The sequence below is a fragment of the Nonomuraea sp. NPDC003727 genome, from assembly GCF_053586935.1.
The window spans coordinates 174282-194326 of record NZ_JBSFNE010000011.1 but is presented as its reverse complement, the minus strand read 5'-3'; the positions used below and the strand labels follow the sequence as shown (position 1 = coordinate 194326).

18 protein-coding genes are annotated in these 20045 nt (G+C 72.3%); 13 read left to right on the top strand and 5 right to left on the bottom strand.

Annotated features, from left to right (window positions below):
• The first annotated feature begins 12 nt into the window (after positions 1–12).
• Positions 13–501, top strand: a complete 489-nt coding sequence (locus ACWDLG_RS28015) for a DUF3291 domain-containing protein (RefSeq protein WP_449925376.1) — start codon at positions 13–15, stop codon at positions 499–501.
• Here ACWDLG_RS28015 and ACWDLG_RS28010 read toward each other — a convergent pair.
• Complete coding sequence (locus tag ACWDLG_RS28010; RefSeq protein WP_449925374.1) at positions 438–1607, bottom strand: monooxygenase; 1170 nt, start codon at positions 1605–1607, stop codon at positions 438–440. The genes ACWDLG_RS28015 and ACWDLG_RS28010 overlap by 64 nt on opposite strands.
• Positions 1608–1665: 58 nt before the next feature.
• Positions 1666–2724 carry a DUF3866 family protein gene (locus ACWDLG_RS28005; protein ID WP_449925371.1) on the bottom strand — a complete coding sequence of 353 codons (1059 nt, stop codon included), beginning with the start codon at positions 2722–2724 and terminating at the stop codon, positions 1666–1668.
• A 39-nt stretch (positions 2725–2763) separates the two neighbouring features.
• On the opposite strand from ACWDLG_RS28005, the gene ACWDLG_RS28000 reads away from it, so the two are divergent.
• The 8 genes from ACWDLG_RS28000 (at position 2764) to ACWDLG_RS27965 (ending at position 11278) form a co-directional block, all read left to right on the top strand.
• Complete coding sequence (locus ACWDLG_RS28000) at positions 2764–3711, top strand: helix-turn-helix transcriptional regulator (protein ID WP_449925368.1); 948 nt, start codon at positions 2764–2766, stop codon at positions 3709–3711.
• On the top strand, positions 3708–4676 hold the full coding sequence (locus tag ACWDLG_RS27995) for a helix-turn-helix transcriptional regulator (RefSeq protein ID WP_449925365.1): 969 nt from the start codon (positions 3708–3710) through the stop codon (positions 4674–4676). The genes ACWDLG_RS28000 and ACWDLG_RS27995 overlap by 4 nt, the downstream gene beginning before the upstream one ends.
• 256 nt (positions 4677–4932) lie before the next feature.
• Positions 4933–5256, top strand: coding sequence for a Sec-independent protein translocase subunit TatA (gene tatA / locus ACWDLG_RS27990; protein ID WP_354906967.1), 324 nt, complete (start codon positions 4933–4935; stop codon positions 5254–5256).
• Positions 5257–5286: 30 nt separating this feature from the next.
• Positions 5287–6120 carry a twin-arginine translocase subunit TatC gene (gene tatC, locus ACWDLG_RS27985; RefSeq protein WP_449925361.1) on the top strand — a complete coding sequence of 278 codons (834 nt, stop codon included), beginning with the start codon at positions 5287–5289 and terminating at the stop codon, positions 6118–6120.
• A gap of 21 nt (positions 6121–6141) precedes the next feature.
• On the top strand, positions 6142–6984 hold the full coding sequence (locus tag ACWDLG_RS27980) for a diacylglycerol/lipid kinase family protein (protein ID WP_449925358.1): 843 nt from the start codon (positions 6142–6144) through the stop codon (positions 6982–6984).
• Between the two features lie 354 nt (positions 6985–7338).
• A complete protein-coding gene (locus ACWDLG_RS27975) occupies positions 7339–7602 on the top strand; it encodes a hypothetical protein (RefSeq protein ID WP_449925356.1) in 264 nt (87 codons plus the stop codon).
• 180 nt (positions 7603–7782) lie between these two features.
• Complete coding sequence (locus ACWDLG_RS27970; protein ID WP_354906964.1) at positions 7783–10512, top strand: DEAD/DEAH box helicase; 2730 nt, start codon at positions 7783–7785, stop codon at positions 10510–10512.
• Positions 10513–11107: 595 nt separating this feature from the next.
• On the top strand, positions 11108–11278 hold the full coding sequence (locus ACWDLG_RS27965; protein ID WP_354906963.1) for a hypothetical protein: 171 nt from the start codon (positions 11108–11110) through the stop codon (positions 11276–11278).
• A 410-nt stretch (positions 11279–11688) separates the two neighbouring features.
• Here ACWDLG_RS27965 and ACWDLG_RS27960 read toward each other — a convergent pair whose 3' ends face one another.
• Entirely contained in the window at positions 11689–13116 is a 1428-nt protein-coding gene (locus ACWDLG_RS27960) for an RNB domain-containing ribonuclease (protein WP_449925351.1), read from the bottom strand.
• Positions 13117–13233: 117 nt separating this feature from the next.
• Between ACWDLG_RS27960 and ACWDLG_RS27955 the strand changes: the two genes are divergently transcribed.
• Together ACWDLG_RS27955 and ACWDLG_RS27950 are read left to right on the top strand one after the other, a co-directional pair.
• On the top strand, positions 13234–14250 hold the full coding sequence (locus tag ACWDLG_RS27955) for a LacI family DNA-binding transcriptional regulator (RefSeq protein ID WP_449925348.1): 1017 nt from the start codon (positions 13234–13236) through the stop codon (positions 14248–14250).
• A gap of 309 nt (positions 14251–14559) precedes the next feature.
• Positions 14560–14922 carry a DUF5335 family protein gene (locus ACWDLG_RS27950; protein WP_449925345.1) on the top strand — a complete coding sequence of 121 codons (363 nt, stop codon included), beginning with the start codon at positions 14560–14562 and terminating at the stop codon, positions 14920–14922.
• A 908-nt stretch (positions 14923–15830) separates the two neighbouring features.
• Here the strand turns inward: ACWDLG_RS27950 and ACWDLG_RS27945 are convergent.
• The gene (locus tag ACWDLG_RS27945; protein ID WP_449925809.1) at positions 15831–16724 is read right to left on the bottom strand and encodes a 5'-3' exonuclease; all 894 of its coding nucleotides are present in this window, start codon (positions 16722–16724) and stop codon (positions 15831–15833) included.
• Positions 16725–16827: 103 nt separating this feature from the next.
• Here ACWDLG_RS27945 and ACWDLG_RS27940 point away from each other — a divergent pair, with 103 nt between their 5' ends.
• Positions 16828–17937 (top strand): M24 family metallopeptidase, encoded by a 1110-nt coding sequence (locus tag ACWDLG_RS27940; protein WP_449925342.1) that lies wholly within the window; start codon positions 16828–16830, stop codon positions 17935–17937.
• 391 nt (positions 17938–18328) lie between these two features.
• On the top strand, positions 18329–19483 hold the full coding sequence (locus ACWDLG_RS27935) for an acyl-CoA dehydrogenase family protein (protein WP_449925340.1): 1155 nt from the start codon (positions 18329–18331) through the stop codon (positions 19481–19483).
• Here ACWDLG_RS27935 and ACWDLG_RS27930 read toward each other — a convergent pair.
• Positions 19461–20012 (bottom strand): DUF4291 domain-containing protein, encoded by a 552-nt coding sequence (locus ACWDLG_RS27930; RefSeq protein WP_449925337.1) that lies wholly within the window; start codon positions 20010–20012, stop codon positions 19461–19463. The two genes, ACWDLG_RS27935 and ACWDLG_RS27930, sit on opposite strands and share 23 nt — an antisense overlap.
• Positions 20013–20045 lie beyond the last annotated feature (33 nt).

Below are 20045 nucleotides of genomic sequence, written 5' to 3'. Positions count from 1 at the left end.
ATAGTAGGGTTCATGCATCTCGCCCAGCTGAACGTCGCGCACCTGCGCGCGCCCCTCGACACGCCCGAGCTCGCCGACTTCGTCGCCAACCTCGAACCGATCAACGTGCTGTCCGACGCGGCACCCGGCTTCGTGTGGCGGCTCAAGGAGAGCGATGAGGATCCGACGCTGACCGTCCAGCACGGCTACGGCGACCACCTGGTGATCAACTTCTCGGTGTGGGAGTCGCGCGAGACCCTGTGGAACTTCGTCTACAAGAGCCGGCACATGGCGGTGCTCAAGCGCCGCAGGGAGTGGTTCCTTCGCATGGCCGAGCCGTACTCGGTGATGTGGTGGATCCCCGCGGGCACGATCCCGACGCTCACCGAGGGCATGGAGCGGCTCGGACGCCTCAGGGCCGAGGGGCCGGGCCCCGAGGCGTTCACGTTCAAGGACTTCTACGAGGCCACCGCGATGCCCAGGCACATCTCGTCCTGGGTGCCCTCGCCCCAGACCACGTAGCGCGGCGGCAGGTCGCGCAGCAGTGGCAGCCGGGCGCGCAGCGAGGCGTCATGGGTGCAGGTGGTGCGGATGGTGTCGCCGGGCCCGACCTTCACCGGTTCGGCCAGCGGTCGCAGCGCCTGGTTGTCGAAGTCGTAGCGGGGCACGTCGAGCAGCGTCCTGGCGCCGGGCCTGCCAGGATTGAGCTCCACCTTGATGGAACGGCCGAGCAGATGCATGTGGCCGGCCAGGGCATGCAGGGTGGCGGGCTTCTGGACCGGCATGTCGCAGTGCTGGGTCGGCCCCGGCGCCGGCTTGCCGCCCGAGCACCAGGTGACCAGCTGCGAGGTGAGCTCCTTGGCGTCGGTGCTGAAGCGGCGGCCCACGTCGGCGATGGCGGCCTCGCGCTCGCACAGCGCGCCCTTCTCCTGCGGCGTGCAGGGCAGCTCGATCGGCGCCATGAACAGCTGGGTGCGCAGCGGCGTCAGCTTGCCCGAGGCCAGGCGCAGCCGCACGCTGGACCGGTCACTGCCGGCCGGGCGGTCGCCCAGGGCCAGCGTGCTGTAGTGGACCTGCATGATCAGCGCGCTGCCCGCCGCCATCGGGTAGCCGAGCTTCGGGTCGAGCAGGACCTCGCTGGTGCCGGGCGCCCAGTGGCCGATCCAGTCGGCGTCGCCCACGCCCGCGTCGCCGAAGCAGCCCCAGCCCGGGCCCGGCTGCTTGGCGTCGTAGGCCCGCACGGCCGCCACCTGGCCGGCGTCCACCCTGAACAGGATCGCGTGGTGGACCACCTCGCCGTTCTGCGCGGTGAACTGGGTACCGGTCAGGAAGGTGTCGGGCTCGGTCACCTTCGGGTCGACGAGGAAGCAGCGGTACTCGTCGGTGCCGCCGTTCGGCGGCTTGGGGGTGTACGGCTCGGGCATCGCCAGCGTGACGAACCGCTCGCCGGACCGGGCGGGCGCGGCGGCGGGCGCGGCCGTCGAGGTGCCGTGCAGGCCGCCGTGCTGTCCGGCGTGCGGCGCTCCGGTCGCACCGCCGGTCGTGCCGCCGGCCGGACCGCCGCCCGCGCCGCAGGCCGTCGCGACGAGCGCCAGGATCGTGAGGAGTACGAAGCGTGTTCGCGTCATCACTTCACGATCGCCGACCGGCGGCCCGCCGTCCTCCCTCCACGGGATGATCCGGCGGCTACGTCAGAAGGGTGACGGCGTGCCGCCCGGCCGCCGCCGAGGCCAGGAAGTAGGCCAGGTCCTCGTCCAGGCCGCGCCCCATCGTCGACAGCCTGACCGGCGAGGCGAGCAGCGCCTCGTACAGCCCGTCGACCGGCACCGAGACCAGCTCGTGCCGTACGGCCAGCAGCTCGGCCTGGTCGCGCACCCGCTCGCCGAACTCGCCGGGCAGCTCGGGCACCACCACCTGGGCCGGCGACAGCGCCACCCTGCCGTAGGCGGTCAGCGAATGGTGCGAGACGCCGAGGTGCCGCTCGCGCCGGTCTCCCTCGCTGACGCGCAGCGCCGCCACCGGCCGCCCGCCCAGCACGGCCGCGGCGTTGACCGCCTCGCCGGCCGACACCCCAGAGAAGCCCCAGCGGGTGCCGGTGCCGAGGTTGCCCGGCCCCTGGGTGACGATCGCCACGTCGGCGTGCAGGACGTGCCGGGCGGCCAGCAGCCCGGTGTGGGTGGTGACGGCCTCGACGTCGCCGCCGAAGGCCTGGCCGACGGTGACCACCCCGGCCAGCCAGCCCACCTCGCGCAGCCTGGCGGCGGCCATCGAGAACCAGGCCGGCAGCGCGCCGCCGTCCAGCATCACGTAGGCCACCCGCGGGCGCGGCGACATCCCGCACAGGATGGCCGGCAGCGCCGAGTGCAGATCGGCCACGACGACCGGCATCCCGTCGAGGGAGTCGGCCTCGCGAAGCACCTCGTGGAAGGGAGATTCCTGCTCGTCGGCGCCGAGCACGGTGGCCTGCAGCGGGGTGTAGCGGGCCTTCACCAGATGGCCGGGACCATCAGGATCTTCCGGCAATCTGTTCGGGACGGCCACCACCATGGCGTAACCTCCCGTACCGAGACCCATCGCGAGGGCGGTCGTGTTGAGCAGCACCTCGTCACCCGGTTCGGGGCGTCCCACCAGTGGGGGATAGGCCAGCGCCCTGCACGTCCCCTCGGGAACGGTGACCTCGAGCTCCACAGCTCCCGGCCACTCGCGCCGGATCCCGACAACCTCGCCCTTGCGCCATCTGATCACGGAGGCAGGGTAGCGTCGAACGAGTGAGGAGAAAGGCAGATGTCACGCCGTAAGACAGAGCGGTTGCTCAATCTCGTGATCTGCCTGCTCGCGACGCACCGGCCGTTGTCGGCAGAGCAGATCCGCCACGCCGTGCCCGGCTACGACCGCGACGGCGACGAGGCCTTCCAGCGGATGTTCGAACGCGACAAGAACGAGCTGCGCGAGATCGGCATCCCCATCGAGGTGCACCGCGACCCGTGGGAGGACGAGCCGGGCTACCGGATCCAGCGCGAGGCCTACGAGCTGCCGGACATCACCCTGGAGCCGGACGAGGCGGCCGTGCTGGGCCTGGCGGCGCGGGTGTGGCAGCGGGCCAGCCTGGCCGAGGCCGCCAGCGGCGCGCTGCTGAAGCTGCGCGCGGGCGGCGTGGCCACCGACGCCGGGCCTGGCGAGGCGCTGGAGCTGCGCGTCGAGACGCGCGACCCGTCCTTCCCCTCGCTGTGGGAGGCGGTGCGTGACCGGCGGGTGGTCCGCTTCGACTACCGGCCGGCGGCCGGCGAGACGGTCCGCACCCGCACGATCGAGCCGTGGGGGGTCATCAGCAGGCGCGGCAAGTGGTACGTGGCCGGCTTCGACCGCGACCGGCAGGCGCCACGGGTGTTCAGGCTGAGCCGCATCTGCGGCCCGGTGGCCCCGATGGGCAGGCCGGGCACGGTCGAGGTGCCCCAGGGGGTGGACCTGCGTTCGATGGTCGGCTTCCCCGAAGAGGCGATGGAGGAGCGCACCGCCGTCCTCAAGGTACGGCAGGGCGCGTGCGAGGGCCTGCGCCAGGTCGCCCGCGCCGTCCGGGAGGGTGACGACGGGTGGGACACGGTGGAGCTGGTCTTCGCCGATCCCGAACGGCTGGCCGGATGGATCGCCAGCCTGGGCGCCGACGTGCTGGTGGTGGAGCCGCCCGACGCCCGTGAGGCCGTGATCGCGCGACTGAAAGGGGTGCTGGCATGAGCTCGACGGCCGACCGGCTGCCCAGGCTGCTGGCGCTGGTGCCGTACCTGATGTCCCACCAGGGGGCGCAGGTGGCCGAGGTGGCCGCGCTGTTCGGGCTGAGCGAGAAGCAGCTCATCGACGACCTGCAGCTGGTGTGGATGTGCGGGCTTCCCGGCCACACACCCGGTGATCTGATCGACGTCTCGTGGGACGGCGGCGAGATCCTCATCGACAACGCCGAGACCATCGCCCGGCCGCTGCGCCTGGGCATCGACGAGGCCAGCGCGCTGCTGGTGGCGTTGCGGATGCTGGCGGCCACCCCCGAGCTGGTCGAGTTCGCCCACGGCGACGCGCTGTCGCGCGTGACGGCCAAGCTGGAGCAGGCGGCGGGAGCGGGCGCGGCGGCCGTCAGCAGCCAGTTCGCGGTGGACGTGGAGTCGGCGCCGGACGCGGCCGCCAGGGTGCGCGAGGCGCTGGTCGGCGGGCGGCGGCTGTCGCTGCGCTACTACGTGCCTGGCCGTGACGAGGTGACGCCGCGGGAGGTCGACCCGACCCGGCTCGTGGTCGCCGACGGCCGCACCTACCTGGAGGGCTGGTGCTACCGGGCCGAGGCGATGCGGCTGTTCAGGCTGGACCGGATGCTGGGCGTCGAGGTGCTCGACGTGCCGGCTGACCCGCCGGCCGGGGCCGAGCCGATCGACGTCACCCAGGGCGTCTTCCGGCCCTCGCCCACCGACGAGCTCGTCGTGCTCGAGCTGACCGCGGCGGGCCGGTGGGTGGCCGAGTACTACCCGTGCGAGCGGGTCGAGGAGCTGGGAGAGGGTCGGTTGCGGGTCACGCTGCGCGCCCGCGACGAGGACTGGACACTCAAGCTGGCGCTCCGGCTCGGCGACACCGGCAGGATCGTCTCGCCGCGGGCGCTGGCCGAAAGGGTGCAGCAGGAGGCCGATCGGGCGCTGTCGCTGTACTCTCAGGCGTCATGACCTGGACGGGCTGGATCTACGTGGCGGTGGCCGCGGGCGCGGCAGGGCTGGCCGTACTCGGGTTCGTGAGTGCCCGCCTGCTGGTCGCCTTACGGGAGCTGAGCGCCGAGATACGACGGGCACATGCCCAGCTCACGGCCGCAGGGCGAACATTGGGTGCCAGAAATGGGGCGAACGGGAGCTCAGGGGATGAGTCTGGGCTCCCGGCAGCGTACGATCGTCGGTGAGATTGCACCTCGCTCAATAAGGATGTTTCATGCCGAACCTCGGAGTTCCTGAGCTGCTGATCATTGCCCTGGTGCTGGTCCTGCTGTTCGGGGCCAAGAAGCTGCCGGAGATGGCACGGGGCGTGGGCAAGTCGCTGCGCATCTTCAAGGCCGAGACCAGCAAGCTGCGTGAGGAGGACGACGAGCAGACCGCCACGCAGGCCACCGCGACCGCGCAGCCGCAGCCGCCGGCCCAGCCCGCGCAGCAGCTGCCCGCCGCCGCACCCGCGCTGTCGGCTGAGGAGCAGGCCCGCCAGCTCGAGGAGCAGGCCGCCAAGCTGCGCGCGCAGGCCGCCGCCAACAAGAACGCCTGACCCGACACCCACCACACCAGGGACCGCTGAATGGTGCTGTTCAAACGGCCCAACAAGACCGCCGTCGACGATGAGGGGCGCATGCCTCTCATGGAGCATCTGCGCGAGCTGCGCAACAGGCTCGTCATCGCAATGCTCGCGCTGGTCGTCGGTGTGGTCATCGGGTTCTTCCTGTTCGACCCGGTCTGGGCCTTCATCAAGGAACCGTTCTGCGACACGGCCGCGGCCCAGCAGTTGCGCCCTGGACACTGCACGCTGACCACCGGCGGCATCTTCCAGTCCTTCTTCACCACGCTGAAGGTCGCGGCGATGGTGGGCATCCTGGTGTCCTCGCCCGTCTGGCTCTACCAGATCTGGGCCTTCGTCACTCCCGCGCTCTACCGCAACGAGAAGCGCTACAGCGTGGCGTTCCTGTCCTTGGCGATCCCGCTGTTCCTGGGCGGTGCCGCGCTCGCCTACGTGATCATGGACACCAGCCTGGCCATCCTGCTGGGCTTCATGCCGAGCGACACCGTCGCCACCATCCAGATCAACGAGTACCTCGACTACGTGCTCATCATGCTGGTGATCTTCGGGGTGTCGTTCGAGCTGCCGCTGCTGCTGGTCTTCCTCAACATCATCGGGGTGCTGTCGCACGCCACGGTCAAGAAGCACCGCCGTACGGTGGTGTTCCTCATGTTCGTCTTCGGCGCCGTGATCACGCCCGGCGGCGATCCGCTGACCATGATGGCCCTGGCCGCGCCGATGGTGGTGCTCTACTTCCTCGCCGAGGGGTTCATCTTCCTGAGGGAACGGCGCCGGCCGCAGGACCCGGACGCGCTGCTGTCGGACGACGAGGCCGCGCCGCTGAACCTGGACGACTGACGGGTGGACCTCGCCCTCTTAGTGAATCCCGCCGCCCGGGGCGGCAGGACGCTGCGCCTGCTGGAGCCCCTGGTGCGCAGGCTGCGCACGGGCGGCGCCGACGTGAGCGTGATCGTCGGCACCGGCCCCGCCGACGCCCTGGAACGCGCCTGTACGGCGGTCGCCGAACGCCCTGACGCGCTGGTCGCCTTCGGCGGCGACGGCCTGGTCCACCTGGCGGTGCAGGCGGTGGCCGGCAGCGACGTGCCGCTGGGCATCATCCCGGCCGGGACCGGCAACGACTTCGCCGCCGCGCTCGGCCTCACCCGCCGCGACCCCGTCAGGGCGATCCTGCGCGGCCGTACCAGAACGGTCGACGCCGCCCGCGTCGGGCCCGACGAGTGGTTCGCCAGCGTGGTGTGCTGCGGCTTCGACTCCAGGGTCAACGAACGCGCCAACGCCCTCACCTGGCCGCCCGGCATGGCCAAGTACCTGGTGGCGGCCGCGGGCGAGCTGCGCTCGTTCCGCCCGATCCCGTTCCGGCTCACCCTCGACGGCGAGGTGGTCGAGCAGGAGGCGATGCTGGTGGCCGTCGGCAACACCGCCTCCTACGGTGCCGGCATGCGCATCTGCCCGGCGGCCGAACCCGACGACGGCCTGCTCGACGTGACGATCCTGGGCGCCGTGGGCAAGGGCGCGTTCGTACGCTCCTTCGCCGGCGTCTACCGCGGCAGCCATGCCGGTCATCCGGCCGTCACCATGCTGAGGGCGCGCAGCGTCACGCTGGAGGCGCCCGACGTGGTCGCCTACGCCGACGGCGAGCGTGTCGGCTCGCTGCCGCTGACCTGCGCCGTCGCGCCGGGAGCGCTGCGCGTCCTGATGTGAGTAGTGGGGCGCGGCTGGCTGCTTCCGGCAGCACAACCGGCTACTGCCGGAAGCAGCCCTGCTTGCACCGTAGAACGTGTCCTGACCAGGCAGGTAGCAGGTAGCAGGCGCGGGGCGGCGCCTGGCTGGGTTGATGCCTCTTGTCGCGAACCGGCCGCCGCCGACATGATCAACGCTTCGACCAGACCAGGAATCGGCACAGCAGCGGTTGGGCGCCCTCGGACACCGGCGGCTGGGCGGCTTCGACGACGGGCGGGTTCGCGCCGCACGTCGGCCCACCCGGTCGGCGGCTCGTCCTCGCGCAGAACCTGGCCGTCGTCGACGTCACGGTCGGCGACGCCGCACGACCGTTTCATGACCGAGGGCTTAAGAAACCGCTCTCCCGGCTCGCGGACGAATATTGATCTCCCGGGCGGCTTCGCACAGGTTTGGCCGCCCGCGAGTGTCGTCCAGCAGACGGGCGGCCGCGATGATGGTCTGGGTCCGCCATCGCGCCGACTGCCGGCCGGCGCCCAGGCGGTCGCGGCGGTCGCGGGGGCCGGTACGGCGCTGCACGAGCCGCCGGCGAACTGGCCGGGGGTGCTGCGGGCGCTGATCCTCAAGACGATCGGCCTGTGATCTCGCCGGCAAAGGCGCTCGCCCGGGTGTCCAACGCCGCGACGGATCCCGGGCTCAGCGCTGGACAACCGGCAGGCCCGACCCGGCGCCCGCTCCTGAGGAGAGCGGCGGCCATCCTGCGGGAGATCCGGGCTCGACGTCCGGGCCTGACCGGAATGGCGGTTTCGGTAGGCTGGCGGTATGACAACGCCAGCGGAACGCTACGCGGCCTTCCGTGAAAAGCACGGGGACGACGGTGCCGCACTCAGGTCGTTTCGGGGGCATTACGAGTTCGAGCTGGACGCCTTCCAGCTCGACGCGTGCCGGGCGCTGGAGGCGGGAGACGGCGTCCTGGTGGCGGCCCCGACGGGCTCGGGCAAGACGGTCGTCGGCGAGTTCGCCGTCCATCTGGCCCTGGACCAGGGCCAGAAGTGCTTCTACACCACCCCCATCAAGGCGCTGTCCAACCAGAAGTACAACGACCTGGTCAAGCGCTACGGCACCGCCAAGGTCGGCCTGCTGACGGGCGACAACAGCGTCAACGGCGACGCGCCGATCGTGGTCATGACCACCGAGGTGCTGCGCAACATGCTCTACGCGGGCTCGGCCACGCTCGCGGGCCTGGGCTTCGTGGTCATGGACGAGGTCCACTACCTGGCCGACCGCTTCCGCGGCGCGGTGTGGGAAGAGGTCATCATCCACCTGCCCGAGTCGGTCAGGCTGGCGGCGCTGTCGGCGACGGTCAGCAACGCCGAGGAGTTCGGCCAGTGGCTGGGCGAGGTGCGCGGCGACACCACCGTGATCGTCGACGAGCACCGCCCGGTGCCGCTGTGGCAGCACATGATGGTCGGTCACCGGGTCTACGACCTGTTCTCCACCGACGACGGCGACAACCTCATGCGGATCAACCCCACGCTGATGCGGCTGACCCGCGACGAGGAGCGGCTGGCCGGCGGCAGGGGCAGGCGCGGGTACGGCAGGCCGCCGCGCTTCCGCCCGCCCGACCGGGCCTCGATCATCGACAAGCTCGACTCCGAGGGCCTGCTGCCGGCGATCACGTTCATCTTCTCCCGCGCGGGCTGCGACGCGGCCGTCATGCAGTGCCTCTACGCCGGCATCAGGCTCACCACCGAGCGCGAGAGCCACGAGATCCGCCAGATCGTCGACGAGCGCACCGCCCACCTGCCCGACGAGGACCTGGCGGTCCTGGGCTTCCTGGAATGGCGCGACTGCCTGGAGCGGGGCCTGGCCGCCCACCACGCGGGCATGCTGCCGGCCTTCAAGGAGGTCGTGGAGGAGCTGTTCACCCGCGGCCTGGTCAAGGCGGTCTTCGCCACCGAGACCCTCGCGCTCGGCATCAACATGCCCGCCCGCAGCGTGGTGATCGAGAAGCTCGACAAGTGGAACGGCGAGACCCACGCCGACCTCACCCCCGGCGAGTACACCCAGCTCACCGGACGCGCGGGGCGGCGCGGCATCGACGTCGAGGGCCACGCGGTCGTGGTGTGGCAGCCCGGCATGGACCCGATCTCGGTCGCCGGCCTGGCCGGCACCCGCACCTACCCGCTCCGCTCCAGCTTCCAGCCCTCCTACAACATGGCCGTCAACCTGGTCGGCCAGTTCGGCCGCGAGCGTGCCAAGACCCTGCTGGAGGCCTCGTTCGCGCAGTTCCAGGCCGACCGGGCGGTCGTCGGGATCGCCAAGCAGCTGCGCAAGCACGAGGAGGCGCTGGAGGGCTACCAGGAGGCGATGCACTGCCACCTGGGCGACTTCGCCGAGTACGCCGAGCTGCGCCGCCGCCTGTCCGACCGCGAGACCGAGCTGTCCAAGGAGCGCGGCGCCGCCCGCAGGGCCGCCGCGGTGCGCTCGCTGGAGGCGCTGAAGCCGGGCGACGTCATCCGCGTGCCCGGCGGGCGCCGGGCCGGTCTGGCCATCGTCCTCGATCCCGGTCTCAACCCGCGCGGCCACGGGCCCAACCCGCTCGTGCTCACGATCGGCAAGCAGGTCAAGAAGCTCGACCCGGCCGACTTCCCGGTGCCGGTAGAGCCGGTGGAGAAGATCCGCATCCCGCGCAACTTTAACGCCCGCGCGCCCAAGGAACGCGCCAACCTCGTCTCGTCACTGATGGCCAAGATGGGCGACCGCGACCTCGGCAAGCCCGCGCGCGCCCGCGACCACGCCGTCGAGGACGAGGAGATCACCGAGCTGCGGCGACTGATCCGCCAGCACCCCTGCCACGGCTGCGCCGACAGGGAGGAGCACGCCCGCTGGGCCGAGCGCTACTACAAGCTGCTGCGCGAGACCGAGGGGCTGCGCCGCCGGGTCGAGGGCCGCTCGCACGTCATCTCGCGCACCTTCGACCGGATCTGCGCGGTGCTGGAACAGCTCGGCTACCTCGAGGGCGAGACGGTCACCGGCGAGGGCCGCCGCCTGGGCCGCCTCTACACCGAGCTCGACCTGCTCACCGCGGAATGCCTGCGGTCCGGGCTGTGGGAGGAGCTCGACCCGGCGGAGCTGGCCGCGTGCGTGTCCGCGCTGGTGTTCGAGTCGCGGGCGGCCGACGACGCCCGGCGCCCGAAGATCCCCGCGGGCAAGGCACAGGACGCGCTGACGGCGATGATCAGGCTGTGGGGCGAGCTGGAGGGCATCGAGCAGGACAACGGGCTGTCGATCATCCGCGAGCCCGACCTGGGGTTCGCGTGGGCGGCCTTCCGCTGGACCAAGGGCCACAGCCTCGACGCGGTGCTGGCTGACGGCGTCAACGGCAACGAGCTGGCGGCCGGCGACTTCGTGCGCTGGATCAAGCAGCTGATGGACCTGCTCGGGCAGCTGGGCAACGCCGCCGCGCCCGGCAGCAAGGTCAAGCAGACCGCGATCAAGGCGATCGACGCGATGCGCCGCGGCGTCGTGGCCTATTCGTCGCTGTCCTGAGCCGGGCCGCGGCTGCCTCCCGTCCCGTACGGCAGGCAGCCGCCGCCCGGCTCCTCGGCTTTCCGGCCGCTTGGCTCCTCGGCTTTCCGGCCGCCTGGACGGACGACCGCATCGGTGGCCCGGGAGCGGGACGAACGGGCCTGAGTGGGCATGGGACGGCACCGTGTCCCGGCCCGAACCCGCCCGCTCGGATCCGGCCCTCCTGAACGGGCCTGGGTGTGTGCCGTGGCGGCACGAGCATGGACGACCCGCGCGGTGGGGGAGGGGCGTGGCGTCCTGAGCCGCAGGGCGTGTCCGGGAGAGGGCTGTGAGGGCGCCGGCCAGGGGCTGAAGCGATCGTCCGACGAGCCTGACGTGACGGCGGCCCGCCGGAGTCCTGCTGGAGTACGCGTGAAGGACGGGTGGTCACCGGTGACCCCGGTGGCCTCGGCCCGGCGTGCCGTATGGAGGGAAGAAGAAGGACGGGCAGGACGGCTGACCGGGCGGTCAAGGTGACGTGGTCGTAGGTTCACCTAAGGTCACCTTGGCGCCAGTTTTCCGGGTGATCACAGCGGAAATCCCCATGTCGGAAGGTCTCCCCCGCCTGGAGGTTGGGATGTTCGCTCTCATCGCTGCCCTGCTGTTCGTGCTCGCCCTGGTCTTCGAGATCGCCGGAGTGGCGGTCGGCGGTGTGATCACCGTCGCCACCCTCGGCACCGCCGGCCTGCTGTGCGTCGCCCTGCACCTCATGGGTATCGGCGCGGGCTGGAGCCCACTCAAGAAGTGAGCCACCGGTAGCACCTGATCGGGCCGCGCGCGTGATCCCCCCGCTCCGCGCGCGGCTCTCGCTCGTTCCTGGGATCCCCGCGGAGGGGCGGTGCGGCCGTCGACGGGCTCTGGGCGGAAGCGGGTTTGGCGGTGCCGGGCGGGACCTGGCGGGCCTTGAATCAGGCGGGATGGACGCGGTCGGGGTCAGCGAGGATGAAGCCATGGGGTCAGCGAGGATGAAGCGGGTCATGTGAGTCAGCGAGGGCGCGGGCCGTGGGGTCAGCGAGGGCCACGCGAGTTCTGGGGTGAGCGAGGGCGACGCGGGCCGGGGTCAGAGGGTGACGCGGGTCGGGGGCAGTGAGGGTCACGCGGCCCGGGGTCAGGTGGGATGCGAGGGGGCCGGGTCAGGCGGGTGACGTGGCGGCGGGGTCAGGCGAGGGTGAAGCGGACCTCGCGGGTGCCGGGGTCGGCCTGGGTGAGGCGGACCCGTACCGGCTGGCCGAGCGGCATCGGGGTGCCGTCGCAGCGGGCGATGACGGCCGGGTCGGTCAGCTGCACCAGCCCGCCGGGGCGGCGTTCGTCGACGTCGATGACGACCGCGTCGAAGCTGTGCCCGATCCTGTCGCGCAGCACGAACGCCTCCACCAGGTCGACCGAGGCCCGCTCGACCGCGCCGGCCCGGCGTCCGGTGACGGACATGATCTCGGGCAGGCCGCCCAGCGCCGCCTGGATGTCGTCCGGCACGGGCTCGCCCGCGGCGATCGCCAGGCACACCTCGGTCGCGTAGCGGTCGACCAGGCGCCGCAGCGGCGCCGTGACGTGCGCGTACGGCGCGGCCACCGCCGCGTGCCCGGCCTGCGAGGGCGGTTCCCCGTCGAAGGCGACGTAGCCGGAGCCGCGCAGCAGCACCTTCGACTCGTTGAGGAAGGCGGCGTGGGCGGGCACCTTCGGGTCGAGGCCGTGCACGACCTGGCCGTAGGTGGCGCCCTCGGGCCACGGCACGCCGAGCGCGAGGGCGGCCCTGCGGACCGTGGCCAGGTCGCCGGGCCGCGGCGGCGGCAGCACGCGCAGCACGCCGATCTCCGCGTCCAGCATCATCGAGGCCGCGGCCATGCCGGTGAGCAGGGAGATCTGCGCGTTCCACGCCTCCGAGGGCCGCGGCACCCGGTACTCCAGGCGGTAGCCGCCGTCGGCGGTGACGATCTCCTGTTCGGGTGTGGGGAGCGTGACGCCGCCGCGGGCCCGTTCCAGCTCCAGCCGCAGGCGGCCGACCTCGGCCAGCAGCTTCAGCGTGCCGTCGGCGGTGCCGGTGTCGACGGCGGCCTGCACGTAGTCGTAGTCGAGCCGCTCGCGACTGCGCACCAGGGCGCGCTGCACGTCCACGCCGACGGTGCGGCCCTCGGCGTCGAGGTCGATCCGCCACACGGCGGCGGGCCTGGTCACGCCGGGCAGCAGGCTGGCCGCGCCCTCCGAGAGCACCTGCGGGTGCAGCGGCACCTTGCCGTCGGGCAGGTAGACCGTCTCGCCGCGCAGGCGGGCCTCGGCGTCGAGGGCGCCGCCGGGCCTGACGAAGGCGCCGACGTCGGCGATGGCGTACCACACGCGGTAGCCGGGGCCCGGCGCCTCGATGAGGACGGCCTGGTCCAGGTCCATGGAGCCAGGCGGGTCGATGGTGACGAACGGCAGGTGCGTGAGGTCCTGACGGGCCGCGGCAGCGGGGTCGGCGGCCACGCGCTCGGCCTCCTCCAGCGCCGCCGGGGGGAACTCCTCCGGCAGCCGGATCTCGCGCCTGATCCGCTCGAACCCGTCCACGAGCCGTGGGTGGACATCTCCGGACACTCGGATGTTCGTGCTCACCTGATCAACTTATCCCTTTGCCGGGATCCGCCGGACGTCGCCCGGTTGGGGCTAAACCGTTCCAGAGCTTGACGACGTTTCTCCCGCTAGACTCCGTGCCCGAGAGGAAGGGGAGCCGTGGGGCGACCGACGATTGCCGACATCGCCCGCAGGGTCGGGGTGTCCAAGGGCGCCGTCTCCTTCGCGCTCAACGGCAGGCCCGGCGTGAGCGAGGAGACCAGGGCGCGCATCCTGCGGGTGGCCGAGGAGATGAACTGGCGCCCGCACAGCGCCGCCAGGGCGCTCGGCGGGGCGCGGGCCGAGGCCGCGGGCCTGGTCATCGCGCGACCCGCCAGGACCATCGGGGTGGAGCCCTTCTTCGCCCACCTGCTGTCGGGCCTGCAGGCGGGGCTCTCGGCGGGCGCGGTGGCGCTGCACCTGCTGGTCGTGGAGGACACCGCGGCCGAGATCGAGGTCTACCGGCGCTGGGCCTCCGAGGGACGCGTCGACGGGTTCATCCTGGTCGACCTGCAGGTGCGAGACCCGCGCCTGGAGGTGCTCGACGAACTGGGGGTGCCGGCCGTGGTGCTCGGCGGACCCGGCCCGCACGGCGGGCTGTCGTGCGTGTGGGCCGACGACAGGGAGGCGATGCTGTCGATCGCCGACTACCTGGCCGCGCTCGGGCACTCCAGGATCGCCCACGTGTCCGGCCTGCCTTCCTTCCGGCACACCCAGCGCCGGGTCAGGGCGCTGCGTGACGCGGCGCGCCGGCTCGACCTGGAGGTCGTCTCCGTGCCGACCGACTTCAGCGACGCGCAGGGGGCGGCGGCGACCAGAGCCCTGCTGTCGCGGCGCGAGCGGCCGACGGCCATCGTCTACGACAGCGACGTCATGGCGGTGGCGGGGCTGGGCGTCGCGGCGGAGATGCGCGTGTCCGTGCCTGGGGAGGTCTCCATCGTGGCCTTCGACGACTCGGTGCTGGCCCAGATCGTGCATCCCGCGCTCACGGCGCTCTCGCGCGACACGTTCGCGCTGGGTGAGCAGGTGGCGCGGACGCTGCTGGAGACGATCGCCGATCCTGCCACCCCGCTGAACGTCAAGACGCCGACACCCCGGCTGACCGTGCGGGAGAGCACGGCGGCCCGAAACGGCTAAATCGGTTTATCCTCAACCGGTCATACAAGGAACGGTCGGCCGTCGGTGCCGGGCGACGTGCTCCCGAGCGGAGGCCGGTGATCGCATCACGCCAGGGCCCCCAGGCCGCGCGGCATGCGCCGGTTCCGGAGGCAGATCGTGCCGTTGACCTTGTCGAAGCTGACCGACCGGTGGCCGCCGCGCTCACGGGAGCGGGCCGGCGGGATGTCGATCGAGGTTCCCTACCCGATCGGGTGATGTGCGCGGGCGGGGGTCCGGCCAGCATGGGAGGCGATCGCGGAACCCCGTCCGGAGGAAGGGAGCCGTCAGATGACCCAACAGCGACCCGAGGTGCCGCGCGACGAATGGCACTCCTTCATGGACAACCTGACCAGGCAGTATGAAGGCTCGGACGTGACCATCGAGGTGCTGAGCGAATCGTTCGGCGACCTCCTGCAGGCCGAGCGGCTGCCGCTCGCCTACCTGGAGTACGACGACAAGGACGACATCTTCTCCGTCGGGGTGGGCGGACGCGACGGACGGAACCCGGTGGTCCTCCGGCACGGCATCAAGCGGCCCCGGAAGATCCTCGCCGCGACCCTGGGACCGGACACGCCCCGGGCCTTCGACATCGTGGACGCGGAGGGCACCCAGACGATCATCACGCTCCACCGGTCAGCCGGGCACAGCTAGTCGGCCTCGTGACCTTGGCCGGCGCGATCCCCGTCCCCGATCGGGTCCCGCTGCGAAGCCCTTCCCAAGGTCCGGCACGACACCTCCGAGCGGCCGGCCGCCCTCCGGCCGACGCCGGGGTGGCCGCGGCCCCGCATCCCGAGGGCGCGACCCTCGGCCATGCCTGGTGGGTACGGCGGGCGCGCGCCCGGCTCCGGGTAGGGCAAGCGGTCTGCCCGGCTCTGGGTGTGGCAAGCGGTCTGCCTGGCTCCGGGTACGGCAAGCGGTCTGCCCGGTGCTGGCGCGGCAGGTGGTTCGCCCGGCCCCGGCATGGTGAGCGGCCGGTCCCGAGTCCCTGGTACGGCAGGCGGCGTGCCCGCCTTCCCGGGCATGGCGAGCGGCCCGCCCTGTCCCGCGTGGCGCGCCCTTCGGTACGGCAGGCGGCGCGCCTGGCCAGCGCTCGCACGTTCCCGCGGCGGGGCGCCGGATCCGCTGCCATGGCCGCACCGTTCACGTGCGCGTGGCCCCGCGGCCTTCCCCGAAACGCCGGGCACCGACAGTAGCCCTGTTCGCCCGGACGGGCCCGGCGGCTTCTTCCGGTGTCGGGATGTTGCGATCCTCCGGGCGGGGGCTTGGCACGGCCCTTGCGTGCCGGGACGTCCCCCGCGGGTCCGGCGGCCCCATGGGTGGTGCTGGCGGGGCTCCGGGGGTCTTCTTGGGGTGGGCGTTGGTGGGATCCCGGGGGTCTTGGGGTGGGCGTTGGTGGGATCCCCAGGGCTTCCTGGGGTGGGCGTTGGCGGGATCCCCAGGGCTTCCTGGGGTGCGCGTTGGTGAGATCCCGGAGGCTTCCTGGGGTGGGCGTCAGTGGGATCCCGGGAGTCTCTTGGGGGGTGCGTCAGTGGGATCCCGGCGACGACGTTCGAGGTGGGTCAGCGGGACAGGGCGTCCAGGAGGCGGTTCAGGGGCGAGTCGAGGCCGTAGCGGTCGGCCAGCCGTACCAGCGCCTCGGGGTCACGCGGCTTGGCGGGCAGCGCGAGGTCGGTCTCGGGCAGCGGCGCGGTGTGGGCGACCTTGACCACGGTGGGGGCGACGCCGAGGTAGTCGCGGGCGGCGGCCAGCTTGGTGCGGCAGCCGGCGGGGAACCCGTCGGTCTGGCCGGCGTCGAGGGCGGCCAGCATCGCCTCCAGCGAGCCGAACCGGGTGATGAGCGAGGCGGCGGTCTTCTCGCCGACCCCGGCGACACCCGGCAGGCCGTCGCTGGGGTCGCCGCGCAGCGTGGCGAAGTCGGCGTAGCCGCGGCCGGGGATGCCGTACTTGGCGGCGACGAACGCCTCGTCCACCACCTGCAGGTTGCGCACGCCCCTGGCGGTGTAGAGGACGCGCACCGGGCGGGAGTCGTCGACGAGCTGGAACAGGTCGCGGTCGCCCGTCACGATGTCGACCGCGCCGCCCGCCTGATGGGTGAGGGTGCCGATGACGTCGTCGGCCTCGAAGCCCGCCGACTCGAGCCTGGCGATGCCGACCGCGTCGAGCACCTGCTCGATGACGGGGATCTGCGGCACCAGCGTGTCGGGCACCTCCTCGGCGTCGCCGGAGGCGACCCGGTGCGCCTTGTAGGAGGGGATGGCCGCCACCCTGAAGGCGGGCCGCCAGTCGGCGTCCATGGTGGCGGCCAGTTCGGTGGGCGCGTGCGTGCGGACCAGCGTGGCGATCATGTCGATGAGTCCGCGCACGGCGTTGACGGGCATGCCGTCGGGCGCCGTCATCGACTCCGGGATGCCGTAGAAGGCCCTGAAGTAGAGCGACGGGGTGTCGAGAAGCATCAGCACGGGTCCTATGGTCGCACTCTCCGCGGCCTCGCGGGCGGGTGGCGGGGGCGCGATGTGGGCGCTTCCGGCGGAATGCGACGAGAGTAGATTGGCCCCTGTGACGTCCCAAGACCTTTATCCCGTGTCCCGCCTCGCCGCCGCCCAGGAGGCCACCGCCAAGGCGGGCCTCGGCGCTCTGCTGCTCACGCCCGGCCCTGACCTGCGGTACGTGAGCGGATACGAGGCGCTGCCGCTGGAACGGCTGACCTGCCTGGTGGTGCCCGCGAGCGGCGAGCCGTTCATGATGGTGCCGCGCCTGGAGCTGCCCGCGGCGCAGGCCTCGCCCGCCTCGCGGCTCGGGCTCGACTTCGTTGCGTGGGACGAGACCGACGACCCTTATGCCGTCGTCGCCGCGCGCCTCGGCCAGGTCGCCAAGGTGGGGCTGGCCGACCGTATGTGGGCGATGGCCTCGCTGCGTTTCCGCGCCGCCATGCCGTCCGCCGAGCAGGTGCTGGCCGGCACCGTGCTGCGCGAGCTGCGGATGCGCAAGTCGGCGGCCGAGGTCGCGGCGCTGCGGGAGGCGGGGGAGGCGATCGACGCCGTCCACCGGCAGGTGCCGCAGTTCCTCAAGGCGGGCCGTACCGAACGCGAGGTCGCCAAGGACATCCACGACGCGATCCTGGCCGCGGGCCACTCCAGCGTCGACTTCGTCATCGTCGCCTCCGGACCCAACGGCGCCAGCCCGCACCACGACGTCTCCGACCGGGTCATCCAGGCGGGCGAGCCGGTGGTGGTCGACATCGGCGGCCAGTTGCACAACGGCTACTGCTCCGACTCCACCCGCACCTACTGCGTGGGCGAGCCGCCCGCCGACTTCGCCGCCTACTACGAGGTGCTGCGCCAGGCGCAGGAGGCGGCCTGCGCGGCGGTACGGCCCGGCGTCACCTGCGAGTCGATCGACGCGGCGGCCAGGTCGGTGATCGCCGAGGCCGGTTACGGCGAGTACTTCATCCACCGGACCGGGCACGGCATCGGCATCGAGACGCACGAGGAGCCGTACATCGTCTCGGGCAACACCGAGCCGATGGAGCCGGGGTTCGCCTTCTCCGTCGAGCCGGGCATCTACCTGCAGGGGCGGCACGGCGCGCGGATCGAGGACATCGTCGTGTGCACGGAGGACGGCGGCGCGCGGCTCAACAACACCACGCGCGAGCTGGTGATCGTCTAGCGGCGCCCCGGGGCGGGCTCGGTCGCCGCGCGGCGTCCGGTCCGCCCGCGCGGCGTCAACCCGTGTCCGGTCCGCCCGCGCGGCGCCCGGTCCGCCCGCGCGGCGCCCGCCCGTCTGCATGGTGTCCGGCTGTGTGGCGACGGCCCGCCTGCGCGGCGCCCGCCCGTCTGTACGGCGCCCGGCCCGGCCGTGTGGTGTCCGGTCCGCTCGGTGTCCGGTCCGCTCGGTGTCCTGACCGCTCGTGCGGTGTCATGACCGGTGCTGCGGCGTTGGGCCGGGCCTGCGGGCGGTCGGGCCTGCGGGCGGTCGGGCCCGTGCGGCGGCCGGGGCCGGTGGCGATGACAGAATCGGGGGATCGGAGACCCCGAGCCCATCACTGGAGCGTGTCGCGATGACCGTTGAGCGTGCCCTGCCCACCCCCGAGGCGCACGACCTGATCGACCTGACCCGAGACCTGATCGCCAAGGAGATCGCGCCCCGCGCGGCGGCCGACGAGTCGGCAGGGCGTTTCCCGCGCGAGGTGTTCACCACTCTTGGCGCGACGGGGCTGCTCGGCCTGCCCTACCCGGCCGAGTACGGCGGCGGCGAGCAGCCGTACGAGGTCTACCTGCAGGTGGTCGAGGAGCTGGCGGCCGGATGGCTGGCCGTCGGCCTCGGTGTGTCGGTGCACACGCTGTCGTGCTTCCCCGTGGCCTCCTTCGGCACGCCGGAGCAGCGCGAGGAACTGCTGCCCGACATGGTCGGCGGCGAGCTGCTCGGCGCCTACTGCCTGTCGGAGCCCGCCTCGGGCTCCGACGCCGCCGCGCTGACCACCCGCGCGGTGCCGGGCCCCGACGGCTACACCGTCGACGGCGTCAAGGCGTGGATCACCCATGGCGGCGTCGCCGACTTCTACATGCTCATGGCCCGCACCGGCGACCCGGGGGCCCGCGGCATCTCGTGCCTGCGCGTGCCGTCCGGGCTGGAGGGGCTGTCCTACGGCCCGCCCGAGCACAAGATGGGCATGCGTTCCTCGCCGACCGCGCAGGTTCGGTTCGACGGCGTGCAGCTGCCGCCGTCCGCGCTGGTCGGCGCGGAGGGCGAGGGCTTCCGCATCGCCATGGGCGCCCTCGACGGCGGACGGCTCGGCATCGCGGCGTGCGCGGTCGGGCTGGCCCAGGCCGCCTTCGACGCCGCCACCGCCTACGCGGGGGAGCGGCGCCAGTTCGGCTCGCGGATCATCGACTTCCAGGGCGTCGGCTTCATGCTGGCCGACATGGCCACGCAGATCGCCGCGGCCCGCGCGCTCTACCTGGAGGCCGCGCGGCTGCGTGACGCGGGCCGGCCGTACGGGACGAAGGCGGCGATGGCCAAGCTGTTCGCCACCGACGTGTGCATGAAGGTCACCACGGACGCGGTGCAGGTGTTCGGCGGCTACGGCTACGTCGAGGACTTCCCCGTCGAGCGCTACATGCGCGAGGCGAAGGTCCTGCAGATCGTGGAGGGCACCAACCAGATCCAGCGCCTGGTCATCAGCCGCTCCCTCAGTCCTGAGTCGCGCCGATGATCCGCGCCAGCTCCGGGGGCACCGGGTAGGGCCGCTCGGCCGGCAGCAGCCCGCTCACCTCGCGGCCTGCGCGCACCTCGGCGTGCAGGCCGCGGACCCGCTCGGTCAGGTCGGTGATCGACAGCGTCCACTCGCCGACGTAGCGGTCGACCGCCTCGCCCGACAGGCCGATCTGGATCGACCGGTACGGCAGCGCATTGTGGCGCGGGTCGCGCTCGGGGTCCCACTGGATCCGGACCGGCATGTCCCTCCGGTCGGACAGGCAGGAATGCGCCAGCGCCCACTCGAACCCTTCGCGGGTGAGCTCGATCGCCAGGACGTGGCGCTGGCCGTCCTTGGTGGCGTAGCCGCTGCGGTACATCATCCACAGGAACGACGGCTTGATCCAGGTCATCCGTCCGCGCTTGAACGGCGCGACGAACCGCTGCGCGGCCACCGCGGGAACGGCGACGGGCGGGTCGTAGGCCTGGTAGACGGTGATCGACTCCTCTGTGTAAACGGCACGTATTTGCCGGTAGGGGGTTTTCATGGCGATCAGCATGTCGAACCCGCACATTTCGCA